Origin of the sequence: Gordonia namibiensis NBRC 108229, from assembly GCF_000298235.1 — a bacterium.
Lineage (GTDB): Bacteria > Actinomycetota > Actinomycetes > Mycobacteriales > Mycobacteriaceae > Gordonia > Gordonia namibiensis.
The window spans coordinates 284156-308412 of record NZ_BAHE01000002.1; the positions used below are offsets into that span (position 1 = coordinate 284156).

The following is a 24257-nucleotide window of genomic DNA, read 5'->3' on the forward strand; positions in this document are numbered from 1 at the left end:
GAGAAGGAGATGTCTGGAGATGAGCAGCCCCGCCGCCCAGGCCCCCGCCGTAGCAGCCACCGACCGCAGGAAAGTGGTCATCATCGGCTCCGGCTTCGGCGGATTGTTCGCCGCCCAGCGTCTGGCGAAGGCCGACGTCGACGTGACGCTGATCGCCAAGACCACCCACCATCTCTTCCAGCCGATGCTCTACCAGGTCGCGACGGGCATCGTCGCCGAGGGTGAGATCGCCCCGGCGACCCGCGTCGTCCTGCGCAAGCAGAAGAACACCTCGGTCCTCATGGGCGACGTCTTCGACATCGACCTCGAGGCCAAGACCGTCTCCTCGCGGCTCCTCGAGCGCATCACGGTCACCCCGTACGACGACCTGATCGTCGCGGCCGGTGCCGACCAGTCGTACTTCGGCAACGACCACTTCGCCGAGTACGCGCCGGGTATGAAGACCATCGACCACGCCCTCGAACTGCGCGGCCGCATCCTCGGCGCCTTCGAGCAGGCCGAGCTGTCCCACGACCCCGCCGAGCGCGCCAAGCTGCTCACCTTCGTGGTCGTCGGTGCGGGTCCGACGGGTGTCGAGCTCGCGGGCCAGATCGCCGAGATGAGTGACAAGACCCTCAAGGGTGCGTTCCGTAACATCGATCCGACCGAGGCGCGGGTCATCCTCCTCGACGCCGCGCCGGCAGTGCTGCCGCCGTTCGGCCCCAAGCTCGGCGGCAAGGCCGCAGCCCGCCTGGAGAAGATGGGCGTGGAGATCCAGCTCAACGCCATGGTCGTCGACGTCGACTACGACGGCCTGGTCGTCAAGGAGAAGGACGGCACCACCCGCCGCATCGAGTCGCAGTGCAAGGTGTGGTCGGCCGGCGTCCAGGCCAGCCCGCTCGGCCAGCAGCTCGCCGAACAGTCCGGAGTCGAACTCGACCGCGCCGGACGCGTGAAGGTCGGACCGGACCTGACGATCCCGGGTCATCCCGAGGTCTTCGTCGTCGGCGACATGATGGCCGTCGACGGCGTGCCCGGTGTCGCCCAGGGCGCCATCCAGGGCGGTCGGTACGCCGCGGACGCGATCAAGGCCGAACTCAAGGGCCAGACGCCGGACCAGCGCAAGCCGTTCAGCTACTGGGACAAGGGGTCGATGGCCACCATCTCGCGGTACTCCGCGGTGATGCAGGTTCCGGTTCCGGGCTTCAAGAAGCCGTTCGAGACCGAGGGATACTTCGCGTGGCTCGGCTGGCTCGCGCTGCACCTCGTCTACCTCGTCGGGTTCCGCAACCGACTGAACACGCTGATCAACTGGTTCTTCGCCTTCACCACCCGGGGCCGCTCGCAGCTCGCCGTCACCGAACAGCAGGTGTACGCGCGTACCGCGATCGGACAGTTGTCGGCGCTGGAGAAGCAGGCCGCGGAGGGCAACGGCAGCGGGCCCGACGCCGAGGCCGCCGAGACCGACTCCGGAACGGTCGACTCGAAGGCCACCGACGCGTCGGGATCGGTACCGACCGAGGGCAAGGACGCCGTCGGCAAGGAGTCCGAAGCGGCCAGCTGACGCCGACCCCGACAGACCTACAACAGCGCTGGTCCCCTATCCGTTGGGGACCAGCGCTGTTGTGTCGAGGGCGTCGGTGAGGCGGCGCGTCGCCGTCACCGACGAACCGAGCGCACTGGTGAGGGTCGCCTCGCCGGCCAACCGCAGGCGGGCCGCGAACTCGCTCGGGTGCACTTCCTCCCCCCGATCGTCCGGGTAGCGGAAGACGCTGCTCATCGCACGATGGCCGATCGCGGCGGCCGGTGTCGACGCACCCAGGGCGACGCGATGGGCCAGCCACACCTCTCCGCCGACCGTGACCCGTAGGCCTCCGGTCCACGCTCCGGTGCGGTCGCGCTCGATCCGGTCGAGATCCGTGGTGGTCGCCCCGTCGATCTGCACCGACCGGCCGATCTGCACATGTTCGTACAGATCGAGGACCGCGGTCGGGTCGAGGTCGGCGACGATGTTCGAGGTGTGGACCGCGCCGCCGGCGACCACGGTCGGTTGCGGATCGAGGCGCAGGCGGCCACCCGCACCCACCTCGATGTCCCATCGCGCACGGGAGTCCGCCCGGTCGCGCGCGGGCAGCGCGATCGTCGCGGCGACGCTTCCCATACTCAGGTGCGCACCGGGCTCCACCCGGATACGAACCACGATCTCGTCGCCACCCAGCGGCGTGGCCGCGGTGCCGATCAGCTGGGCGTGGCCGGGTGAGGTCACCCGGACGGCGAGACCACCGGTCGCGCTGTGCCGCACACCGCGGTCGGCGGTCGCGATGATCTCGACGTCGGTGCGCATCGCTACCCGGTCGTCACGGGCGCGGCGAGCTGCTCGCGAACCCAGGCGAGCACGTCGGTGGCCGCCGGGTCGTCGGTCAGCGAGATCATCGCCGTCGGCCGTCCCTCGCGGACGTTGTCGGCATCGCGCCGCATGACCCCGAGGTCGGCGTTGACGCGCTCGGCCAGGTCGGTCTTGTTGATCACCAGCAGGTCCGAGAAGGTGACGCCCGGACCGCCCTTACGCGGGACCTTGTCGCCGCCGGCCACGTCGATCACGAAGATCTGGACGTCGATCAGACCCGTCGAGAAGGTCGCGGTGAGGTTGTCACCACCGGACTCGACGAGGATGAGGTCGAGCGGCGGGTTGGCCTCCACGAGGTCGTCGATGGCGTCGAGGTTGGCGGTGATGTCGTCGCGGATCGCGGTGTGCGGGCATCCGCCGGTCTGCACGGCGGTGATCCGCTCGTCGGGCAGAACCGCGTTGCGGCGCAGGAAGTCCGCGTCCTCGGTGGTGTAGATGTCGTTGGTCAGCACGGCCACCGACAGTTCGTCACGCAGTTGGCGGCAGAGCGCGGCGACCAGGGCGGTCTTGCCGGAGCCGACGGGACCGCCGACGCCGATGCGCAGCGCCTCACCGGGTTCACGTTTACGCCGGGGCCGGTCGTGGTCGTGGCTGTGGGGCTGCCCGTCGATGAGATGCGGGGGCATCGTTGACTCCTCTTGATCGGGACGTGCAGGAAGGTACCTGCCTGATTTTCAGGACATGAAGAGCGGCATCGGTTGCCGCTCATGACGTTCGGCGAACACGTCGAGGATCGGGTCAGACAGGTCGGCGAGGCCCACCGCCGCTTCGGCCGCGACACGTTCACACTCGGCGCCGAGTTCGGCGATCATGATCGAGACATCCGCCGGGTCGAGCGCGAGCAGGCGTTGGCCGGCAGTCGCCGACCCGCTCATCGTGGTGTACACGAGGACCAGTGCGGTGTGGAATCCCGACAGCGACGACGCCGCGCCGATCGATCCGCTGATCACCGGGAGATGCGTCGTCGGCTTGTGTGCCGACCAGTCGTGGTCGGGGAACATCCGGCGGGCGAGCCGGACCATTCCGCGACCTTGCGCGAGCGAGGCCTTCCGGGCCGCGGCCGACGGTGTGCGGGCGTCCATCTCTCGTTGTGCCGCAGCGACTTCGAGCACCCCGTCGGTCACCGCGGCGGCAACCGAGGCCGCGACGAGACCACTCGTCGTCACACGGCGGTACAGGAAATCCGCGAGATCGGCTGCCGTACGGATGAATCCGTCCGCGATCGCCTGCTCCACACCGCCGGAGTGCACGTGCCCGCCGACCGGCAGCCGGGAGTCGGCCAGGGACAGCATCATCGCCAGCGGGGCGTTCGCGGGCGAGGACTGCGTTCGAGGACGGTCGGACATCAGAACAGGAAGTATCGCTGTGCCATCGGCAGTTCGGACACCGGCTCGGCATCCCACACCTCGCCGTCGACCTTGACCGTGAACGTGTCGGGGTCGACCTCGATCGTCGGGCACGCGTCGTTGTTCACCATGTCCGCCTTGCCGACGCCGCGGGTGTTCTTGACCGGGACCAGACGACGGTCGACGCCGATCCGCTCGGCGAGGTCGGGGTCTGCGCCGGGGGCGACGAAGCTCACCGACGTGGCGGCCGCCAGCTTCGGTGCGGCACCGAACATCGGGCGCGGCAGAACCGGCTGCGGTGTGGGGATCGACGCATTCGCGTCACCCATCGCCGCCCACGCGATCGCGCCGCCCTTGATGACCAGATCGGGCCGGACACCGAAGAACGCGGGGTCCCACAGGACGAGGTCGGCGAGCTTGCCCACCTCCACCGACCCGATCTCGTCGTCGAAACCGTGCGCGACGGCCGGGCAGATCGTGTACTTGGCGATGTACCGCTGGGCACGGTTGTTGTCGGCGCGACCGTCTCCCGGCAGCGCTCCGCGCTTGCGCTTCATGACGTGTGCGGTCTGCCATGTGCGCAACACCACCTCGCCCACGCGTCCCATCGCCTGCGAGTCCGAACCGATCATCGAGATCGCGCCGAGGTCGTGCAGCAGGTCCTCGGCGGCGATGGTCGACGGACGAATCCGACTCTCTGCGAAGGCCAGATCCTCCGGCACCGTCGGGTTGAGGTGGTGGCACACCATGAGCATGTCGAGGTGTTCGTCGAGAGTGTTCACGGTGTGCGGCCGCGTCGGATTCGTCGACGACGGAAGCACATTCGGGTACGCCGCGACCGTGATGATGTCGGGCGCGTGGCCGCCGCCGGCACCTTCGGTGTGGTACGCGTGGATGCTGCGCCCGGCGATGGCGCCGAGCGTGCTCTCGACGAAGCCCGCCTCGTTCAGGGTGTCGGAGTGGAGGGCGACCTGCACCCCGGTCTCGTCGGCGACCCGCAGGCAGGCGTCGATCGCGGCGGGGGTGCTCCCCCAGTCCTCGTGCAACTTGAAACCCGAGGCGCCCGCGCGGATCTGCTCGTGCATCGCGGCCGGACTGACCGTGTTGCCCTTGCCCAGCAGGGCGATGTTCATCGGCCAGTGGTCGGTCGCGGCGAGGATCGACGCGAGATGCCAGGCGCCCGGCGTGACGGTGGTGGCCTTGCTGCCCTCGGCCGGACCGGTACCGCCCCCGATCAGGGTCGTGATGCCGTTACCGAGCGCCTCGTCCATGATCTGTGGGCAGATGAAATGCACGTGGCAGTCGATTGCGCCGGCCGTGACGATCTTGCCGTTGCCGGCGATGATCTCGGTCGACGGTCCGATGACGAGGTCGGGGTGGATACCGTCCATCGTGTCGGGGTTACCGGCCTTGCCCATCGCGACGATGCGTCCGTCCCGGATTCCCAGGTCCGCCTTGATGATTCCCCAGTGGTCGAGGATCACGACGCCGGTGATGATCGTGTCGGGAGCACCGTCGGCGCGGGTCGCCCGGCTCTGGCCCATCGACTCGCGGATCACCTTGCCGCCGCCGAAGACCGCCTCCTCCCCTGCCCGGCCGGGGCCGCCCGAGAGGTCGTCGGTGACCTCGATGAGCAGATCGGTGTCGGCGAGTCGGATTCGGTCGCCGGTCGTGGGACCGAAGAGCTGCGCGTAGCGGTCGCGTCCGAGTGTCGCCATCTCACTTGCTCCCGTCGGCGTCGGCGGCGGGCGCCGACGAGCCCACCGGCCCGCATTCACCCGGCGGATCCATCGAGATCCCGTACACCTCACGCGTTCCCCCGAGCGGGACCAGACCGACGGCCATCTCGATGCCTGGCTCGAACCGCACCGCGGTCCCGGCCGGGATGTCGAGGCGTCGTCCGTGCGCGAGCGCGCGGTCGAAGTCGAGTGCAGGGTTGGACTGCGGGAAGTGAACATGACTGCCGACCTGCACCGGGCGATCCCCCGAGTTGACGACGGTCAGCTCGACGACGTCGGCGCCGGCGTTCAGCTCGATGGTGCCCTCGGCAGGGATCACCTCGCCCGGGACGATGGAGGAGCGTGTGGCAGTGGGTGGCGTACCCGACATCTCGGCCTCTCTTCGGCAGCTGGAAATCGGTTGGCGGAGCGGAGTTCAGGCGATCGGGTCGTGGACGGTCACCAGCTTGGTGCCGTCCGGGAACGTCGCCTCGACCTGGACGTCGTGCAGCATCTCGGGCACGCCGTCCATCACGTCGTCACGTCCGAGCACCTCACGACCGGAGGTCATGAGCTCGGCCACCGACCTACCGTCGCGGGCACCCTCGAGGACGTGGTCGGTGATGAGCGCGACCGCCTCGGGATGATTGAGCTTGAGGCCGCGGGCCTGCCGCCGTCGCGCGAGTTCGGCCGCGTAGGAGATCAACAGCCGTTCTTGTTCATGCGGCGACAGTCGCACCGGGTTCGCTCCTCGTAGGTGGCCGACGGGTGGTCGTGGTTGTTGGCGGTGGAGTCATCCTGCCACGCCGAGGAGACCTCGGCTCGTCGACGGGTGACGGCGAACCGGGGACCGTACGGCTCACGGGTCGGGCGGTCAGATCGTGACCATCCGAAGGGGCCCGGGAGCCGGAGACCGATCGGCTATCGGGCTTCGATGTTCTGTAGACGCACCTGCGTCTTGGCCAGCAGCGTGCCGTCCTGGTCCACCATGTCGACAGCCCACAGCTGCTGACGTCGACCGCGGTGGATCGGCGTCGACGTCGCGGTGACCGTGCCGGTGCTGACGGACTTGAGGAAGTCGGTGTTGTTGTTGACGCCGACCGCGGTCCCTCCGATACCCGTGTCCTGAAGCCAGAGGAAGCCGCTCATGCTCGCCACGCTCTCGCCGACCGCGCAGTAGACACCGCCGTGGACGATCCCGAACGGCTGGTGGTGGCTCTCGGTGATCTCCATGGTGGCGACGATCCGATCCGGACCCGCCTCGACGACCTCGAGTCCGAGCACGCCGTCGAGTCCCTTGCCGAAGGAGTTCTGGAGGATCTCGTCCGCACTGTTCGCAGTCATGGCGTCAAGATTGGCACGCCCGTCCGGCCTTGGCGATACCGACCCGGGAACACCGATGCCGCCCCCGACGTTGTCAGTCCAGACAAACCGAAAGGCCCCGCACCTCGATGAGATGCGGGACCTTCCGTGGCGTGGACCGGGGGTCTCTGCAGCCCTCAGGACTCTCGCGCGGTCCGACGTGACACTTAATGTAGGCTAGCCTTACCAACGTGTCAAGGGGTCGGATGAAAGGCCACGTGAGAGGCGAAACCGCCTGCGCGGACGCGACAACCGAAGAAGACGTGAGCCTAGGGGCGCACAACGGGAGGCACAGCAGTAAAATGCGAAAGATGAATGGGCTTGGCGACCTCGAGCGCGCGGTGATGGACACATTGTGGGCCGGCTCCGAACCGAAGACCGTCCGGCAGGTGCACGCCGAACTGTCCCAGGATCGCTCGCTCGCCTACACGACGGTCATGACCGTCCTGCAGCGTCTCGCGAAGAAGAACCTCGTGACCCAGATCCGCGACGACCGCGCCCACAAGTACGTCCCCACCCACCCCCGTGAGGACCTCGTCGCGAGTCTGATGGTCGACGCCCTCAGCGAAGCCGACGCTCCCGGGTCCCGGCACGCAGCCCTCGTCTCGTTCGTCGGACGGGTCGGTGCCGACGAGGCCGCGGCCCTACGTCATGCTCTCGATGAACTCGAAGCCGCCCGAGGAACCCGCGACACCGGTTAGATTCGCGGCACACCCCCCAACAGCCCACCCCTGAGGAAGCCCACCGGATGACCGCCCTGCTCTTCGGCATCGTCAGCCTGGTGCTCGCCGGACCCGTACCCGAGGCACTGTCCCGGGCCAAATGGCCGATCAGAGCGCCACGCGCGGCGATGACGCTGTGGCAGGCCATCGCACTCGCCGCCGTGTTGTCGGCGTTCAGTTGTGGCCTGGCGATCGCCGCCAACCTCCTGGTGATCGGGGCCGACGGCACGCCGACGACGCATCCGCTGCACGAGATCGACCGCTTGGGCCTCCCCCTCTGGCTGGCCTGCGTGGGCGTCTTCGTCCTCACCCTGCTGGTCGGCGCCCGCCTCTTCTACACGACGATCCGCGTCGGACTGCGCACCCGCGCCCGTCGCAAGGCCCACCGCCAGCTGATCGACATCCTCGATCGCTGCGACCGGACCGACGCCGATGACCCCCTCTACGCGCGCGACGTCCGGATGATCGACGTCGAGCAGCCGCTCGCCTACTGCCTCCCCGGCCTGCGCCAGCGCGTCGTCGTCAGCGAGGGCGTCGTCCACCGACTGACCCGCGACGAGCTCATCGCCGTGATCGCCCACGAGCGCGCACATCTGCGGGCCCGGCACGACCTCGTCCTCGAGGCGTTCATCGCGCTGCACGAGGCGTTCCCGCGGTTCGTCCGCTCCAGTTCGGCTCTCGGCGCCGCCGAACTGCTCGTCGAAGCCCTCGCCGACGACCAGGCCGTCCGAGCCACCGCTCCGACCACCCTCGGCCGCGCACTCGTCGCCTGCGCCGATGCGGTCGCTCCCCGCGGCGCGATGGCCGTCGGCGGGCCGACCACTCTCACTCGCGTCCACCGGCTGCGCGACGACCGCCCCGCCCGCTGGATCGCGGTCAGCGCCTACGCGACCGCCGCCGCCATCCTGGTGCTGCCGACCCTCGCGGTCGCGATCCCCTGGCTCACCGAGCTCAACCGCCTGATGTCGGCGTTCTGAGCCGTCCGAACCAGCTCGGTGAACACCTTTCGCACGTGGCCCGAATGGTGAGGCAGATCGCCGTATCGGATCGTGAGGCAATAGGCTGTCGGGCATGAACAACGTCGAGGCATCGTCACCTTCCGGGAAAGCTCAGATCGGCGTCACCGGTCTGGCCGTCATGGGTTCGAACATCGCGCGTAACTTCGCCCGCAACGGGTACACGGTCGCGCTGCACAACCGCAGCGTCGCCAAGACCGACGCACTGCTCGCCAACCACGGCAGCGACGGCAACTTCATCCGCACCGAGACGGTCGCCGAGTTCGTCGCCGCGCTCGAGCGCCCCCGCCGCGTGCTGATCATGGTCAAGGCCGGCGACGCCACCGACGCGGTGATCAACGAGCTCGCCGACGCGATGGAGCCGGGCGACATCATCATCGACGGCGGCAACGCCCTCTACACCGACACCATCCGCCGCGAGGCCGCGATGTCGGCACGCGGACTGAATTTCGTCGGCGCCGGTATCTCCGGCGGTGAGGAAGGCGCCCTCAACGGCCCGTCGATCATGCCCGGCGGACCCGCCGAGTCCTACGAGTCGCTCGGCCCGCTGCTCGAGTCGATCGCGGCCCAGGTCGACGGCGAACCCTGCTGCACGCACATCGGCCCCGACGGCAGCGGCCACTTCGTCAAGATGGTCCACAACGGCATCGAGTACGCCGACATGCAGCTCATCGGCGAGGCCTATGACCTGATGCGCAAGGCCCTCGACATGCCCGTCGCCGAGATCGCCGATGTCTTCCGCGAATGGAACGGCACCGAGCTCGAGAGCTACCTCATCGAGATCACCGCCGACGTGCTCAGCCAGGTCGACGCCGAGACCGGCAAGCCCCTCGTCGATGTCATCGTCGACGCCGCCGGCCAGAAGGGCACCGGCCGCTGGACCGTGAAGTCCGCACTCGACCTGGGCATCCCGACCACCGGCATCGCCGAGGCCGTCTTCGCCCGCGCCCTGTCCAGCGCCACCGACCAGCGCGTCGCGGCCCGCGGCCTGTCCTCGGGCAACCTCGGGGACGCGCCCACCGACAAGGCGCAGTTCATCGCCGACATCAAGACCGCGCTCTACGCCTCCAAGGTCGTCGCCTACGCCCAGGGCTTCGACCAGATCGCCGCCGGCAGCGCCGAGTACGGCTGGAACGTCGACCGCGGATCGCTGGCCACCATCTGGCGCGGCGGCTGCATCATCCGCGCGCAGTTCCTCAACCGCATCCGCGAGGCCTACGCCGACGATCCCGAGCTGCCCAGCCTGCTGCTCGCCCCCTACTTCCGCGAAGCGGTCGAGGTCGGCATCGACAGCTGGCGCCGCGTGGTGTCCACCGCCACCCTGCTCGGTATCCCGGTGCCGGCCTTCGCCTCGTCGCTGTCCTACTACGACGCCCTGCGCGCCGAACGCCTGCCCGCCGCGCTCACGCAGGGTCTGCGCGACTTCTTCGGCGCCCACACCTACCAGCGCGTCGACAAGGAAGGCACCTTCCACACCCTGTGGAGCGGCGACCGCTCGGAAGTGACCGAATAGGAGCCTGCGAGAACCGGTGCGATTCATCGAAGGCCATCGGCCGACCCACGACCTGACCTACGACGATGTCTTCATCGTCCCCAACAGGTCTGATGTCAGTTCGCGATTCGATGTAGACCTGTCGACGTCGGACGGCAGCGGGACCACCATCCCGATCGTCGTGGCGAACATGACCGCCGTCGCGGGCAAGCGCATGGCGGAGACGGTCGCGCGCCGCGGCGGACTCGTGGTCCTCCCGCAGGACCTCCCCATCGAGGCCGCCGCGTCGTCGATCGCGTTCGTGAAGTCGCGCCACCTCGTGGCCGACACCCCGGTCACGCTCACCCCGTCGGATTCGGTGACCGACGCGGTCGCGTTGATCCCCAAGCGATCCCACGGCGTCGCGGTCGTCGTCGAGGACGGACGCCCGGTCGGTGTCGTCACCGAGAAGCGCTGCCGGGACGTCGACCGTTTCGCCCGCGTCCGTGACGTACTCGATCCCGACATCGTCACGCTGCCCGTCGAGACCCCGCCGCGCGAGGTGTTCGACGAACTCGGCGACCTCCATCTCGGAGTCGCCGTACTCGTCGACGCCGACGGCAGGCTGGCGGGTGTACTGAACCGCGTGGGTGCGCTACGCCACGCGATCTACGAGCCCAACGTCGACGCGTCGGGCAAGTTGCGGATCGCCGCCGCCGTCGGGATCAACGGCGACGTGGTCGGCAAGGCCCGAGCCCTCGTCGCCGCAGGTGCCGATGTGCTCGTCATGGACACCGCGCACGGCCACCAGGAGAAGATGCTCACCGCACTGAGATCGGTCGCCGACGCGGACCTAGGTGTCCCGATCGCGGCGGGCAACGTGGTCTCCGCGGAGGCAACCCTCGACCTCATCGCCGCCGGCGCCTCGATCATCAAGGTCGGTGTCGGTCCGGGCGCGATGTGCACCACCCGCATGATGACCGGCGTGGGTCGACCCCAGTTCTCCGCGGTGGCCGAGTGCGCCGGGGTCGCAGCAAGTCACGGTGCGTCGGTGTGGGCCGACGGCGGTGTCCGTCATCCGCGCGACGTCGCCCTGGCCCTCGCCGCCGGCGCGTCGAACGTGATGGTCGGTTCCTGGTTCGCCGGCACCCACGAATCACCCGGCGATCTCCTCGAGGACGAACAAGGTCCGTACAAGGTGAGTTTCGGCATGGCTTCGAAGCGGGCCGTGGCGGCGCGGTCGACCGGCGACAGCCCGTATGACCGCGCCCGCAAGAGCCTCTTCGAAGAAGGGATCTCGACGTCCCGGATCCGGCTCGACCCCGATCGCCCCGGCGTCGAGGACCTCATCGACCACATCTGTGCCGGGATTCGCAGCACCGCAACCTATACCGGGGCCAGGAACCTGCGGGAGCTGCACGACAAGGTCGTCCTCGGAGTCCAGTCGCCCGCCGGTTTCGCCGAAGGGCGTCCCCTGCCGGGCGGGTGGTGACGTGGAGATCCTCATACTCGTCGCGAGTCTGGTCGGCTTCATCGCCCTCACGTTGGGCACCGCGCTGTTCGTCGCGGCCGAGTTCTCGCTGACCGCACTGGAACGTTCGACGATCTCGGCGGATGTCGCCAAACGCGGAGACCGGCGCGCACGGCTGGTGCAGCGCGCGCATTCGACGCTGTCGTTCCAGCTGTCCGGCGCCCAACTCGGCATCACGATCACCACCCTGATCACCGGCTACATCGCCGAACCCGTCCTCGCCCGCATCATCAAGCCGCCACTGGAAGCGGCCGGCGTGAGTCCGTCGGTCGCCTCGGCGACCTCACTGATCCTCGCGCTGGTGATAGCCACCTCGCTGTCGATGGTTCTGGGTGAGCTGATCCCGAAGAACCTTGCGATCGCCAAGTCGTTGGCCGTCGCGCGTGCCACATCAGGCCCGATGACGGCGTTCTCCGCGGTGTTCCGCTGGGCGATCCGGGGGCTCAACGGCACCGCGAACTGGATCGTCCGCCGGTTCGGCATCGAACCGACCGACGAGCTCGCCTCCGCCCGATCACCGCAGGAACTCGTGTCGCTGGTCCGTAACTCGGCCCGACGCGGGGCGCTGGACGAGCAGACCGCGACGCTGGTGGACCGTTCCCTGCGGTTCGGTGAGCTCACCGCCGAGGATCTGATGACCCCGCGGGTCACCATTGACACCCTCGACCGCGAGGACACCGTCCGCGACCTGGTGATCGCGTCGTCACGCACCGGGCACTCACGCTTCCCCGTCGTCGTCGACGGCGACCTCGACGACCTCGTCGGCGTGGTCCACATCAAGCAGGCCTTCACCATCCCGCCCGAGCGTCAGGCCACCACGCGGGTCACCTCGATTGCACGCAGCGTGCCGCGCGTCCCGGCCAGCCTCGACGGCGACGCGCTGATGCAGCGCATCCGGGCCGACGGCATGGAGTTGTGCGTCGTCATCGACGAATACGGCGGGACCGCGGGCATCGTCACCACCGAGGACCTCATCGAGGAGATCCTCGGTGACGTCACCGACGAGCACGACGACGAACGCGCCGACGTCGCGATCGACGGCAACGGCTACCTGTGCGCGGGCCTGCTGCGCATCGACGAGCTCTACGACGCGACCGGCTATCACGCGCCCGACGGCCCGTACGACACCCTCGGCGGTCTGGTCATGTACTGCCTCGGACGCATCCCCGAGGTCGACGACGTCGTCGACCTGCCCCGCCGCTCCCCGGTCGGCGACGGCGACGACGACTCACCCGAGATGCCCGAGACCCGCGACGACATCACCTGGCGGGCCACGGTCGCCCAGATGGACGGCCGGCGCGTCGACGTCGTCGCACTTCGACCGGCCCCGGCCGGCGAGTTCCTGGGAGACGAGCCACGAGACACGGAGGCCGACAATGGGTGACCTCTGGGCTGTCGTACTGGCCTTCGCGCTGCTCGGCGGAAACGCCTTCTTCGTCGGCGCCGAGTTCTCACTGATCTCGGCCCGCCGCGACCGGCTCGAGGCGCTGGCCGAGAGTGGCAAGAGTCGCGCGCGGACCGTCATCAAGGCCGGCGAACACCTGTCGCTCATGCTGGCCGGCGCGCAGCTGGGCATCACGATCTGCTCGATCCTGCTCGGCCGCGTCGGCGAACCGGCGGTCGCGCACCTCATCGAGAAACCACTCGAACTCGCGCACGTGCCGCACGCGCTGCTGCACCCGATCTCGTTCGCCATCGCATTGTCGCTGGTGGTGGTCCTGCACATCCTGCTCGGTGAGATGGTGCCGAAGAACATCGCACTCGCGGGACCCGAATCGGCGGCCATGCTGCTGGTTCCGGTGCATCTCATGTTCATCCGCCTGGTGCGTCCGCTGATCTCCTTTTACAACTGGACCGCCAACATCTCCCTTCGCCTGATGCGCGTCGAACCGAAGGACGAACTCGAGTCCACGGTGTCGTTGGGTGAACTCGCGCAGATGCTCGGCGAGTCCAAGCAGGAAGGCCTCATCGACGCCGAGGAACACGAGCGCCTCACCCGGGCCCTGCAGTCCATCGGCCGCACCGTCGCCGAGGTGATGATCCCCCTCGAGAAGATGCGCAGCGTCAAGGTTCAGGTGTCGGCGACCGGCGGGATCGGGCCGACGCTCGGTGCCGTCGAGAAGGCCGTCAGCGAGACCGGGTTCTCCCGCTTCCCGGTCCGCGGATCCGACGGCACCTTCACCGGCTACCTGCATCTGAAGGACGTCCTCGACGAGATCCTCGACGAGCACATCGGCCCCGACACCATCATCGGTGTCGACAAGATCCGCCCGTTGCCGGTCATCGCGTCCACCACGCCCCTCGACGAGGCGACCACTGTGCTGCGCCGCACCAGCTCGCACCTCGGCGCGGTGGTGGACGACAACGGCCGCACGATCGGCATCGTCCCACTCGCCGATCTCGTCGAGGAGTTCGTCGGCAACGTCCGGGACGAGACCCATCGGGTGTGAGCACCATGACCGTGTACGTGGAAGAACAGACGGTGTTGGCGGGCCATGAGTGGCGCGCCCGCCGCGACGACCATCAGCGTCGCGTTGACGCGCTCATCGGCCCGTACCTCGAGGCGCGCCGCAAGGGCGGGAAGCATCCCGTCATCGACTTCCTGTTCACCTATTACTCGTCGCGGCCGTCCCACGTGCTGCGCTGGCATCCGGGTTTCGGCGTGCAGCTCGAGGACGCCGACGAGTTCCTACCCCTGCGCGGCTACGAGCGAGCCGGCTCCGGCGTTCGCGTGGGCACCGACTATGTCCGGCGTCGCCAGGACGCCTTGCAGGCAACCGTGGCCCTCCTGGGAGCGACAGCCGCGCGACCGGCTCGCCTGGGCTGCTTCGGACTCCACGAGTGGGCGATGGTCTACCGCACCGACGAGACCCGGCACGACATCCCGCTGCGCTTGGGCGCCGCGGGCGTCGATCGGGTCGTCGAACAGATGCCTTTGCGCTGCACCCACTTCGACGCCTACCGTTTTTTCACCGAGCCGGCCCGGCCGCGCAACGAGCACGAGTTGAGCCGCGCGTCGCAGGTCGACCACGAACAACCGGGCTGCCTGCACGCCACCATGGACCTCTACCGGCACTGCTTCACCCTGGCGCCGCTGCTGCCCGCCGACCTCACCGTCGACTGTTTCGGGCTCGCCCTGCGCGCCCGAGATCTCGACATGCGGGCGAGTCCCTACGATCTGCGCCACCTGGGATACGAGCCGGTCCCGATCGAGACCCCTGCCGGACGAGCCGAGTACGTCCGCGAACAGTCGGCCATCGCCGACGCCGGAACACAACTCCGTGCGGAGTTGTTGGGGCGGTGTACGCACCTGGCCGAGATCGCCCGCCACGCCTAAACAGGACGCCTGTACGGTTCAGCCTTACCGGCTAGTAGCATGGATCTCGTCTTCATTCGCTCGAGAAAGGCAGTCATGTCGGACCGGATCACCGTCAACGGGTTGCAGGTCGCTTCCGTCCTGTACGACTTCATCAACAACGAGGCGTTGCCCGGTACCGGTGTAGAGGCCGACGCCTTCTGGTCGGGCGCAGCATCGGTGATCGCCGACCTCGCCCCGCGCAACCGCGAGCTGCTCGCCGTCCGCGACGATCTGCAGACCAAGATCGATGCCTGGCACCGCGATCACCAGGGCGCCGACCTCACCCCCGGCTCCGCCGACTTCGACGCCTACAAGAGCTTCCTGACCGAGATCGGCTACCTCGCCGAGGTCCCCGCCGATTTCCAGATCACCACCGACAACGTGGACCGCGAGATCGCCGAGACCGCCGGCCCGCAGCTGGTCGTGCCGGTCCTCAACGCCCGCTTCGCGCTGAACGCCTCCAACGCCCGCTGGGGTTCGCTGTACGACGCCCTCTACGGCACCGACGCGATCCCGGAGACCGACGGCGCCGAGAAGGGTTCGTCGTACAACAAGGTCCGCGGCGACAAGGTCATCGCCTACGCCAAGGACTTCCTGGACAAGGCTGTCCCGCTCGAGCAGTGCAGCTACACCGACGTGCGGTCCTTCGCCGTGGTCGACGGCGCGCTGCAGGTCACGCTCGACGGTGACGCAACGTCGACGCTGGCCGATCCGGCCGCGTTCGTCGGCTACCGCGGCGAGGCCGGTTCGCCGACCTCGATCCTGCTGCGCAACAACGGACTTCACCTCGACATCGAGATCGATCCGTCCTCGCCGATCGGTTCCACCGACCCGGCCGGCATCAAGGACGTCGTCGTCGAGTCCGCGATCACCACCATCATGGACTTCGAGGACTCGGTCGCCGCGGTCGACGCCGAGGACAAGGTCACCGGCTACCGCAACTGGCTGGGCCTGAACAAGGGCGATCTGTCCGAAGAGGTCACCAAGGGCGGCAAGACCTTCACCCGTGTGCTCAACGGCAACCGCGAGTACACCGCTCCCGACGGCACCGCCTTCGACCTCCACGGTCGTTCGCTGCTGTTCGTGCGCAACGTCGGTCACCTGATGACCAACGACGCGATCCTCGACGCCGACGGCAACGAGGTCCCCGAGGGCATCCTCGACGGTCTGGTCACCTCGCTGATCGGCATCCATGGCCTGAGCAGCGAGGGTCTGCAGAACTCGCGGACCGGTTCGGTCTACATCGTGAAGCCGAAGATGCACGGCCCCGACGAGGTCGCCTTCACCGTCGAGCTCTTCGGTCGCGTCGAGCAGGTCCTCGGTCTGCCGAAGAACACCCTCAAGGTCGGCATCATGGACGAGGAACGCCGGACCACGGTCAACCTCAAGGCCTGCATCAAGGCCGCCTCGGAGCGCGTGGTGTTCATCAACACCGGCTTCCTCGACCGCACCGGCGACGAGATCCACACCTCCATGGAGGCCGGCGCCATGGTGCGCAAGGCCGAGATGAAGAAGCAGAAGTGGATCGCGGCGTACGAGGACTTCAACGTCGACACCGGTCTGCACGCGGGACTGCAGCACAAGGCGCAGATCGGTAAGGGCATGTGGGCCATGCCGGATCTGATGGCCGACATGCTCGAGCAGAAGATCGGTCACCCCAAGGCCGGTGCCACCACCGCATGGGTGCCGTCCCCGACCGCCGCGACCCTGCACGCACTGCACTACCACCAGATCGACGTCTTCGAGCGTCAGGACGAGATCGCCAAGCGCGACCCGGCCTCGGTCGACGACATCCTCACCGTGCCGCTGGCCGCGAAGACCGACTGGTCCGACGAGGAGAAGCAGCAGGAGCTCGACAACAACTGCCAGTCGATCCTGGGCTACGTGGTCCGCTGGATCGATGCAGGTGTCGGATGCTCGAAGGTGCCCGACATCCACGACGTCGCGCTGATGGAGGACCGCGCCACCCTGCGTATCTCCAGCCAGCTGCTGGCGAACTGGCTGCGTCACGGCATCGTCTCCGAGGCCGACATCGTCGCCTCGCTCGAGCGGATGGCGCCGGTCGTCGACCGTCAGAACGCCGGCGACAAGGCCTACAAGCCGATGGCCCCGGACTTCGACTCCAACATCGCCTTCCAGGCGGCCAAGGAGCTGATCCTCGAGGGCACGACGCAGCCCAGCGGCTACACCGAGCCGATCCTGCATCGCCGTCGCCGCGAGTACAAGGCCGCCAACGCGGCCGGCTGACACCCCGGCCACGACGCACTGATACGACCGTGCCGGTCCCCGATGGACCGGCACGGCGTATCGTCGTACCCTGCGCTGCACATCGACCGGGTGGAGCCCGGGGACAGCACGCTCAGAGCAGGGAGGGCATCAGCGTTGGCACATCATCGGAACCGCGGGGAGAGCATCCGGAACCGTGGCGTCAGCCGAGGTGTCGTCTTCGCAATGCTGTCGATCCTGCTCGTCGCGGCCATCGTCGTCACCTGGCGAGACCTCGGCGACCGCATCAACCGGCAGGCCGACGACGCCGCCGCGCAGTGCGTCGAAGGTGCCACCTCGGTACCGATCATCGCCGATCCCGACATCGCACCCGGTCTTGCGGCGATCGCGACCTCGTTCGCGAACACGAAACCGGTGGTCCGTGACCACTGCATCACCATCGCCGTCCGGCCCGGCGACGCGAAGATCACCCTCGACGGTCTGACCGGGACGTGGGAAGCCGACTCCATGGGCGCCTACCCCGCCGCCTGGGTGCCGCAGTCGTCGGTGTGGTCGGCGGATCTGGCCTCGGCCAAACCCGATCTGATCGAGGGCAACTCCCGTTCACTCGTCTCGACACCGGTCGTCCTCGCGGTCTCACCAGAGCTGGCCAAGGCCGCCGGCGACCAGCTCGACTGGTCACAGATCCCACTCTTGCAACAACGGGACGCCTCGCTCACCGAGTTCGGCCTGCAGGGCTGGGGCTCGTTGCGCATGGCGATGCCGATCGGCGCTCAGTCCGACGCGAGCGCGCTGGCAGCTCAGGCGGTCGCCACCCGCGTGACACGGACAACCGGCCCGCTGACCACTGCCGACGCGGAGTCGCCACGGGTGACCTCGAGCGTGAAGGCGATGCTCGGCGGCGCGCCGCTCTCGCCCGACGGAACCCCGCAGGGCGCGGCCACCGCGATCGCCAATGCCGCCGACCCGGCAAAGGCCGGTATCCACGCCGTGCCGATCACCGAGCAACGACTGTTCCAGATGACCAGGACCGACCAGCCCGCGAAGTTGGCCGAGGTGATCCCGTCCGGGCCGACTCCGATCGCGGACTACCCGGTCGTCCGTCTTTCCGGACCGGAGGTCGGCGACGTCGCAGCCGACGCGGTCGCGGAGTTCATCTCCTACGCCTCGCAGCCCGAACAGCTGCAGCTGCTCACCGAGCTCGGCTTCCGCGGCGACGCCCCGATGCCGGCCGCCACCGCCACGGTCACCTTCCCCCGTACCCCCAACCCGATGCCCACGCCGGAGGACGGCGCGATCGTCGCGATCAACCGCGTGGTCTACGGACCAACGAGTGTGCCGGCGAGCTCTGCGGTCTCGCCGGCACCTTCGGGAACCGCGGGCGGATAGCAGACGCCCGAGTCGTTTCGATACGGCTCGTCGCTGCGCTCCTCACCTACTCAACGAACAGCTGGACGACTCGACGCTGCACTCCTCACCTACTCAACGAGCAGGTGGATGACTCGACGCTGCACTCCTCACCTACTCAACGAGCAGGTGGACGGCTCGACGCTGCGCTCCTCACCTACTCGACGAGCAGATGAGGAGCGGAGCCACGTTCACTCAGGTCAGCTGCTGTAGGCCTCGATCGGCGCGCAGCTGCACACCAGGTTGCGGTCGCCGTACACGCCGTCGATACGTCGCACCGAGGGCCACACCTTGGCGCGGGCACCGGCCGACGGGAGGCCCTGCGGGTAGACCGCGACCTCGCGCGAGTACGGGTGGTCCCACTCGCCCACCAGCGCCTCGGCGGTATGCGGTGCCCCACGCAGCGGGTTGTCGTCGACCGGCCACTCACCGCTGCCGACCCGATCGATCTCCTCGCGAATGGCGATCATGGCGTCGCAGAACGCGTCGATCTCGTCGAGGTTCTCGCTCTCCGTGGGCTCGACCATCAGCGTGCCGGCCACCGGAAAGCTCATCGTCGGCGCGTGGAAACCGTAGTCGGCCAAGCGCTTTGCCACGTCGTCGACCGTCACGCCGGTCTCCTTGGTGAGCGCTCGCAGGTCGAGGATGCACTCGTGCGCGACGAAGCCGCCCTCTCCGGTGTACAGCACCGGGTAGTGGTCGCCGAGCCGCTTGGCGACGTAGTTCGCCGCGGTGATCGCCGTGAGCGTCGCTCGACGCAGACCGGCCGCACCCATCATGGCGATGTAGGCGTAGGTGATCGGCAGGATCGTCGCCGAACCGTACGGTGCCGCGGCGATGGTCGCGGTGCCGGGCAGCTCGTCGGCGAGGGGGTGTCCGGGCAGGAACGGCGCGAGGTGTTGGCGAACCGCCACCGGTCCGACGCCGGGCCCGCCGCCGCCGTGCGGGATGCAGAAGGTCTTGTGCAGATTCAGGTGGCTGACGTCGCCGCCGAAGTGCCCCGGACGCGCCACGCCCACCAGCGCGTTGAGGTTCGCGCCGTCGACGTAGACCTGCCCGCCGGCATCGTGGACGGCACCGCAGACCTCGCGGATGTCGTGCTCGAACACGCCGTGGGTGGACGGATAGGTGATCATGATGGCGGCGATCCGGCCCTCGTTCGCGGCGATCTTCGCGCGCAGGTCCTCGAGGTCGACGTCGCCGTTCTCCCGGCAGCCGACTACGACGACGCGCATGCCCGCCATGACCGCCGACGCGGCGTTGGTGCCGTGGGCGCTCGACGGGATCAGGCAGATGTCGCGGTCGAGGTCGCCCCGGCTGCGGTGGTAGCCGCGGATCGCGAGCAGTCCGGCGAACTCGCCCTGGGAACCCGCGTTCGGCTGCAGGCTCACGCGGTCGTAGCCGGTGACGGCGACGAGCCAGTCCTCGAGGGTGGAGATGAGCTCGCGGATGCCGACGGTGTCCTCGACGGGTGCGAACGGGTGGAGACCCGCGAACCCGGGCCACGTGATGGGTTCCATCTCCGTGGTCGCGTTGAGCTTCATGGTGCAGGAGCCGAGCGGGATCATGCTGCGGTCGAGCGCGATGTCCTTGTCGGACAGGGCCCGCAGGTAGCGCAGCATCGCCGTCTCGGTGCGGTACCGGTTGAACGCCGGATGCGTCAGGTACTCGCTCGTGCGGTTCTCGATGGGCCGCGCGAAGTCGAGAGGCTCCACGCCGCCGGCGCCGAATGCCCGCAGCACGCCGTCGAGGTCGGCCTCGGTGGTGGTCTCGTCGCAGGCGATCGAGACGGTGTCGGCGTCGACGCGGCGGAGGTTGATGCCCTCGCGACGGGCCTGGGCGACGATCACGTCGGCCTGGCCGGGCGTGTGGACCTCCACCGTGTCGAAGAACGAGGCGTGCGCGACCGAGAAGCCGGCCGCCGCCAGCGAATTCGCCAGGCGGACCGCGGCGTCGTGGGTGCGGCGCGCGATGGCCCGGAGACCCTCCGGTCCGTGGTACGACGCGTACATCGCCGCCATCACGGCGAGCAGGACCTGCGCCGTACAGATGTTGCTGGTGGCCTTCTCGCGGCGGATGTGCTGCTCACGGGTCTGCAGGGCCAGACGATAGGCGAGGTTGCCGTCGGCGTCCTTGGAGATGCCGACCAGGCGACCCGGCAGCTGGCGGGCATGCTTCGAGCCGACCGCGAGGTAACCGGCGTGCGGACCGCCGAAGCCCATCGGCACGCCGAAACGCTGGGTGGTGCCGAAGCACGCGTCGGCGCCCTGCTCCCCCGGCGGCGTGATCAGCGTCAGCGCGAGTAGATCGCCACCGACGGCGACCAGTGCGCCGCGCTCGTGGGCGGCGTCGATGATCGGGGCGGCGTCGACGATCCGGCCGGACGCGCCGGGCACCTGCAGGACGACGCCGAAGAAGTCACCTTCGGGCAGACCGCGGTCCGGTAGCTCCGGGTTCAGCGACGCTTCGACGACCTCGATGCCGAGCGGCTCGGCGCGGGTCTCGATCACCGCGCGGGTCTGCGGGAAGAGGTCGGCGTCGACGACGACACGCGGCGACTTCGACTTGCCGGCGCGCCGCAGCAGCGTCATCGCCTCCGCGGCCGCGGTGGCCTCGTCGAGCATCGACGCGTTCGCCACCTCCATGCCGGTGAGGTCGGCGACCATGGTCTGGAAGTTCAGCAGCGCTTCGAGGCGTCCCTGGCTGATCTCCGGCTGGTAGGGCGTGTACGCCGTGTACCAGGCCGGGTTCTCCAGGACGTTGCGCAGGATGACGCCGGGCGTGTGGGTGCCGTAGTAGCCGAGACCGATCATGGAACGGGCAACGGTGTTGCGGGCCGCGAGTCCGCTGAGTTCGGCGAGCACCTCGCTCTCACCCTGCGGCTGCGGCAGTGCACCCAGGACGTTCGAGTCGAGTTCGTCCGCGATGACCGCGGGGATGACGCGATGGGCCAGCTCGTCGAGGGACGACACACCGATCACCGAGAGCATGCGCTGCGTCTCGTCGGGGTCGGGTCCGACGTGGCGGTCCACGAAGGTGACTGGCGCTGACGACGTGTCGGCTGAGGGCATGGTGAGGGCAACCTCTCGCAGGCGCCGGCGCGGTGCCGGCAGGCTCGCCCTCCCCCTCTGTCATGTCGCCGGCCGGTGGCCGGGAGACGCCTGAGAGATTCGGTGCCACGCGGCGTTGCGTGACGACCTTTCACCGTGGGCGGACGACGAGTCGTCACTTTCCAGAGACGCCGTCACCACCACGGTCCGGGTGCCTGAGAGTTTGACGGAGAGGTGTTGCTCCTTCGGCGGTCACCTTGGACTGCTCGGTGACGCTCTCCCGTGGCGTAGCGACGCGCGCACCAGTGTACGCAGGTCGACGTCGCGTTGGTCCAGACGACGTCGGGAGAGTCATGAGGATCACGCGCTGACGCGCGCGGATGCGTTCTAGCCGGTGCGGCGGGTGCGGTTCTTGCGGCGTGCCGCGAGTTCGTCCTCGGGCGCTGCCTCGCTGACGCCGCCGTCGGCCCGTTCACCCGGGAAGTCGGCGATGGTGCCGGTGAGTTCGCGCATGGCGCCACTGACCGCGATACCGAAGACGCCCTGTCCGCCCTGGAGGAGGTCGACGACCTCTTCGGCGGAGGTGCACTCGTAGACGGTGGTGCCGTCGGAGAAGAGCGTGATCTTGGCCAGGTCCTCGACGCCGCGCTGGCGGAGGTGGTCGACTGCGACACGGATGTTCTGCAGGGAGATGCCGGTGTCGAGGAGACGCTTGACGATCTTGAGGACGAGGATGTCCTTGAACGAGTACAGACGCTGGCTGCCCGACCCCGCGGCGCCGCGGATCGACGGGACGACCAGCGAGGTGCGTGCCCAGTAGTCGAGCTGGCGGTAGGTGATGCCGGCGATCTGGCAGGCACTCGGCACTCGGTAGCCGACGAGCTCGTCGGGCACGGTGTCATCGGGGAAGAGACCCGGTGCGACCTCCTCGAGGCTGCCCTGCGTCGGGCCCGCGGGACGATCGGTCACAGCATGGTCGGGTGACGGGTCGCTCGACGTCACTTCACTGTCGACCGGACGATCGCCCACTTGATGTCTCCCTCGCAAAGCTCGGACCGGATGCCGCATCAGATGCCTGACATCCACGTCCACAGTACGCGGTCCAGGCCCTGCTCGGGTCAGCCGATCACATCTTCATCGGCCCCTGAGTGGTGCGCGATGTCGAGTTCGACGCTATGCCGAGCGGGACACCGGATCAATGCGACGCGCCATGAAGCTCAACCTCAAGTTGAGATTGAGACAAATGGTGACCTCCCGGTTGCCGTTCCGTAACCGGGAACCGCGTCAGGCGCCGCTGGCCTTGAAGTCGTCGGGCGAGACGTTGTCGAGGAATTCCTTGAACTTCTCGACCTCGTCCTCTTTGGTCTCGTCGACCGCCTCGACGGTGGTGTCCTCGGGCTCTTCCTCCGGGATCAGCAGGCCGGCCTCGGCGAGAACCTCTTCGTCGGCGATGATCGGCACCTCGGCACGCATCGCGACGGCGATGGAATCGGAAGGCCGCGCGGACACGCGGAGATCACCCGAGAAGATCATCTCGGCGTAGAAGGTGCCCTCTTGCATGTCGACGATGCGCACCTCGAGGAGCGTCTGGCCGAACTCCCGGATGAGATTCACGATCAGATCGTGGGTCAGCGGGCGCGGCGGCTCGATCCCCTTCTGCCGCAAGGCAATCGACGCGGCCTCGCTCTGCCCGATCCAGATCGGCAGGTAGCGCTCGCCGTCGACCTCACGGAGCAGGAGCACGGGCTGGCTCTGCGGGGGCTCGACCCTGATGCCCACCACACGCATCTCGCTCATCTCGCACCTCCCAGACGCCTCGTAGGGCGATCGATTGATGTCCTCGACGCTACACCGCTCAGACGATGGACGGCGGCCGACTCGCTGCTGGGCGATACGACAGCTCCAGGCCGCCGGGAACACCCGAGGGCCTGGAGTGCGCTGGTCGAGAAGGAGTTCAGTCGAGCACGTCGCGCACGGCCGCCTTGACCAACTGCGTGTGCAGGGTCACCGACAGCGCGGCGATCTCGCGAACGAGTTCTTCGGCGCGGTCGCGCGCGCCGGTCCCCTTGCCCTTGGCGATGGGGTTGGCGATCTGTGCGACCAGGCCGGCCTCCCGGTCCGCAGACACCTTGAAGGCACGCAGATGGCGTGTCTCCAGGCCATAGCTGGCGAGCGCCGCGGCCGCCTCGACGAGGCGGACCGCGTCCTCGTCGAAGAAACCGGCCGGCCCCGGGGTCAGCAGACCGTTGCGCTGCAGTTCGGTCACGAACGCCGAGTCGACGCCCGTCCGCTCGATGAGCGTCTCCCGGGACACGCGACCGGCGCGCGCGCCGAAATCGGTTGCGGGTGCCACGGTGCCGCGGGCCGTGGACAGAGCCACGGTCCCGCCGGAACCGAAGCCACCGTTCCCGTTGTCGATCGCGTCGAGTTGTTCCTTGATGACCTTCAGCGGGAGATAGCGGTCCCGCTGAGCAGTCAGGACGAAGCGCAACCGTTCACAGTCGGCTTCGCTGAATCGCCGGTAGCCGGACGGCGCCCGCTCCGGGGTCACCAGACCCTCCGATTCCAGGAACCGGATCTTCGAGATCGTGATGTCCGGGAAGTCATCACGCAACTGGGCGAGGACCGTGCCGATGGACATCGATCCCTCGCCGCGAGGGGCCG

General features: G+C 68.5%; 21 protein-coding genes and 2 riboswitches. Of the genes, 10 read left to right on the plus strand and 11 right to left on the minus strand.

Annotated elements, in window-relative coordinates; genetic code table 11:
* Positions 1-19: 19 nt before the first annotated feature.
* Complete coding sequence (locus GONAM_RS01520; protein WP_006865010.1) at positions 20-1543, plus strand: NAD(P)/FAD-dependent oxidoreductase; 1524 nt, start codon at positions 20-22, stop codon at positions 1541-1543.
* 36 nt (positions 1544-1579) lie between these two features.
* Here GONAM_RS01520 and GONAM_RS01525 read toward each other — a convergent pair whose 3' ends face one another.
* From GONAM_RS01525 to GONAM_RS01555, 7 genes are all read right to left on the minus strand, one after another.
* Entirely contained in the window at positions 1580-2323 is a 744-nt protein-coding gene (locus GONAM_RS01525; protein ID WP_006865011.1) for an urease accessory protein UreD, read from the minus strand.
* 2 nt (positions 2324-2325) lie between these two features.
* A complete protein-coding gene (gene ureG, locus GONAM_RS01530; RefSeq protein WP_006865012.1) occupies positions 2326-3012 on the minus strand; it encodes an urease accessory protein UreG in 687 nt (228 codons plus the stop codon).
* 48 nt (positions 3013-3060) lie between these two features.
* Entirely contained in the window at positions 3061-3732 is a 672-nt protein-coding gene (locus GONAM_RS01535; protein ID WP_006865013.1) for an urease accessory protein UreF, read from the minus strand.
* The gene (locus GONAM_RS01540; protein WP_006865014.1) at positions 3732-5450 is read right to left on the minus strand and encodes an urease subunit alpha; all 1719 of its coding nucleotides are present in this window, start codon (positions 5448-5450) and stop codon (positions 3732-3734) included. The genes GONAM_RS01535 and GONAM_RS01540 overlap by 1 nt, the downstream gene beginning before the upstream one ends.
* A gap of 1 nt (position 5451) precedes the next feature.
* Entirely contained in the window at positions 5452-5841 is a 390-nt protein-coding gene (locus GONAM_RS01545) for an urease subunit beta (RefSeq protein ID WP_006865015.1), read from the minus strand.
* 45 nt (positions 5842-5886) lie between these two features.
* Positions 5887-6189, minus strand: a complete 303-nt coding sequence (locus GONAM_RS01550; protein ID WP_006360919.1) for an urease subunit gamma — start codon at positions 6187-6189, stop codon at positions 5887-5889.
* Between the two features lie 182 nt (positions 6190-6371).
* Positions 6372-6794, minus strand: coding sequence for a PaaI family thioesterase (locus tag GONAM_RS01555; RefSeq protein ID WP_006865016.1), 423 nt, complete (start codon positions 6792-6794; stop codon positions 6372-6374).
* A gap of 320 nt (positions 6795-7114) precedes the next feature.
* Between GONAM_RS01555 and GONAM_RS01560 the strand changes: the two genes are divergently transcribed.
* The 9 genes from GONAM_RS01560 (at position 7115) to GONAM_RS01600 (ending at position 18525) form a co-directional block, all read left to right on the plus strand.
* Entirely contained in the window at positions 7115-7513 is a 399-nt protein-coding gene (locus GONAM_RS01560; RefSeq protein ID WP_006360917.1) for a BlaI/MecI/CopY family transcriptional regulator, read from the plus strand.
* A 47-nt stretch (positions 7514-7560) separates the two neighbouring features.
* Positions 7561-8511, plus strand: coding sequence for a M56 family metallopeptidase (locus tag GONAM_RS01565; RefSeq protein WP_006865018.1), 951 nt, complete (start codon positions 7561-7563; stop codon positions 8509-8511).
* 94 nt (positions 8512-8605) lie between these two features.
* Positions 8606-10063 carry an NADP-dependent phosphogluconate dehydrogenase gene (gene gnd / locus GONAM_RS01570; RefSeq protein WP_006865019.1) on the plus strand — a complete coding sequence of 486 codons (1458 nt, stop codon included), beginning with the start codon at positions 8606-8608 and terminating at the stop codon, positions 10061-10063.
* Between the two features lie 16 nt (positions 10064-10079).
* A complete protein-coding gene (gene guaB1 / locus GONAM_RS01575) occupies positions 10080-11513 on the plus strand; it encodes a GMP reductase (RefSeq protein WP_006865020.1) in 1434 nt (477 codons plus the stop codon).
* Position 11514: 1 nt separating this feature from the next.
* Positions 11515-12936 carry a hemolysin family protein gene (locus GONAM_RS01580; protein WP_006865021.1) on the plus strand — a complete coding sequence of 474 codons (1422 nt, stop codon included), beginning with the start codon at positions 11515-11517 and terminating at the stop codon, positions 12934-12936.
* The gene (locus GONAM_RS01585; protein WP_006865022.1) at positions 12929-14002 is read left to right on the plus strand and encodes a hemolysin family protein; all 1074 of its coding nucleotides are present in this window, start codon (positions 12929-12931) and stop codon (positions 14000-14002) included. Before GONAM_RS01580 ends, GONAM_RS01585 begins: the two co-directional genes overlap by 8 nt.
* Complete coding sequence (locus tag GONAM_RS01590; protein WP_006865023.1) at positions 13999-14889, plus strand: hypothetical protein; 891 nt, start codon at positions 13999-14001, stop codon at positions 14887-14889. Before GONAM_RS01585 ends, GONAM_RS01590 begins: the two co-directional genes overlap by 4 nt.
* Positions 14890-14964: 75 nt before the next feature.
* Entirely contained in the window at positions 14965-17157 is a 2193-nt protein-coding gene (locus tag GONAM_RS01595) for a malate synthase G (RefSeq protein WP_006865024.1), read from the plus strand.
* A 135-nt stretch (positions 17158-17292) separates the two neighbouring features.
* On the plus strand, positions 17293-18525 hold the full coding sequence (locus tag GONAM_RS01600; RefSeq protein ID WP_040534947.1) for a hypothetical protein: 1233 nt from the start codon (positions 17293-17295) through the stop codon (positions 18523-18525).
* Positions 18526-18743: 218 nt separating this feature from the next.
* Here GONAM_RS01600 and gcvP read toward each other — a convergent pair whose 3' ends face one another.
* From gcvP to ftsR, 4 genes are all read right to left on the minus strand, one after another.
* Entirely contained in the window at positions 18744-21614 is a 2871-nt protein-coding gene (gene gcvP / locus GONAM_RS01605) for an aminomethyl-transferring glycine dehydrogenase (RefSeq protein ID WP_006865026.1), read from the minus strand.
* 47 nt (positions 21615-21661) lie between these two features.
* A riboswitch (glycine riboswitch) is annotated at positions 21662-21786 on the minus strand.
* A riboswitch (glycine riboswitch) is annotated at positions 21787-21886 on the minus strand.
* Between the two features lie 94 nt (positions 21887-21980).
* Complete coding sequence (locus tag GONAM_RS01610; RefSeq protein ID WP_006865027.1) at positions 21981-22622, minus strand: MerR family transcriptional regulator; 642 nt, start codon at positions 22620-22622, stop codon at positions 21981-21983.
* Positions 22623-22877: 255 nt separating this feature from the next.
* Positions 22878-23390 carry a bifunctional nuclease family protein gene (locus GONAM_RS01615; RefSeq protein ID WP_006865028.1) on the minus strand — a complete coding sequence of 171 codons (513 nt, stop codon included), beginning with the start codon at positions 23388-23390 and terminating at the stop codon, positions 22878-22880.
* Positions 23391-23547: 157 nt separating this feature from the next.
* Positions 23548-24234, minus strand: a complete 687-nt coding sequence (ftsR, locus tag GONAM_RS01620; RefSeq protein ID WP_006865029.1) for a transcriptional regulator FtsR — start codon at positions 24232-24234, stop codon at positions 23548-23550.
* Positions 24235-24257 lie beyond the last annotated feature (23 nt).